1 protein-coding gene is annotated in these 1,010 nt (G+C 61.2%); it reads right to left on the bottom strand.

Annotated features, from left to right (window positions below; translation table 11 throughout):
* Positions 1-1,010 (bottom strand): B12-binding domain-containing protein (locus tag ATN38_RS33380; RefSeq protein ID WP_256931759.1); only part of this gene is annotated, 1,010 nt, incomplete at both ends.

The following is a 1,010-nucleotide window of genomic DNA, read 5'->3' as shown; positions in this document are numbered from 1 at the left end:
CACCGAGCAGAACCGGGAACTTCTCGGCGACTCCGCGTGCGTTGAGTTCCTGGAGGTTTTCCTTCATCACGACAGTGGACTTCACGAGCAGTCCGGACATGCCGATCACGTCGGCTTTCTTGTCCAATGCGACGTCGAGGATGGTCGCGATCGGCTGCTTGATACCGATGTTGACGACCTCGTAGCCGTTGTTGCTCAAGATGATGTCGACCAGGTTCTTGCCGATGTCGTGAACGTCGCCCTTGACGGTCGCGATCACGATGCGACCCTTGCCGTCCTCGTCGCTCGCTTCCATGTGCGGTTCGAGGAATGCCACGGCAGCCTTCATGACCTCGGCCGACTGCAACACGAACGGCAACTGCATCTGTCCGGAGCCGAACAGCTCGCCGACGGTCTTCATGCCCGAGAGCAAGGTCTCGTTGATGATGGCCAGCGGAGGCTTGATCGTCATCGCCTCGGTGAGGTCGTCGTCGAGGCCGTTGCGCTCGCCGTCGACGATGCGGCGTTCGAGCCGATCGAACAACGGAAGTCCCGCCAGTTCCTGCGCACGAGACTCACGCGCCGACGCTGCCGAAACGCCCTCGAACAGAGCCATCAGCTTCTGCAGCGGGTCGTAGCCCTCGCTACGACGGTCGTAGACCAGGTCGAGTGCGGTTTCACGCTGCTCGTCCGGAATTCGCGCCATCGGCAAAATCTTGGACGCGTGAACGATCGCCGTGTCCAGACCTGCCTCGGTGCACTCGTGCAGGAACACCGAGTTGAGGACCTGCCGTGCGGCCGGGTTCAAACCGAACGAAATGTTCGAGATACCCAGGGTGAAGTGCAGTTCCGGGTACGCAGCCTTGAGCTGACGGATGGCTTCGATGGTCTCGATGCCGTCGCGTCGCACCTCTTCCTGACCGGTGGAGATGGGGAAGGTCAAGGCGTCGACGATGATGTCGGACTCGGCGAGTCCCCAGTTTCCCTTGATGTCCTCGATCAGACGCTTGGCGATGGCGACCTTGGTCTCG

The organism is Rhodococcus sp. FH8, assembly GCF_019266085.1.
In the GTDB taxonomy this organism is placed as follows: Bacteria; Actinomycetota; Actinomycetes; order Mycobacteriales; family Mycobacteriaceae; genus Rhodococcus_F; species Rhodococcus_F qingshengii.
This window is presented reverse-complemented; position numbering and strand designations above follow the sequence as displayed.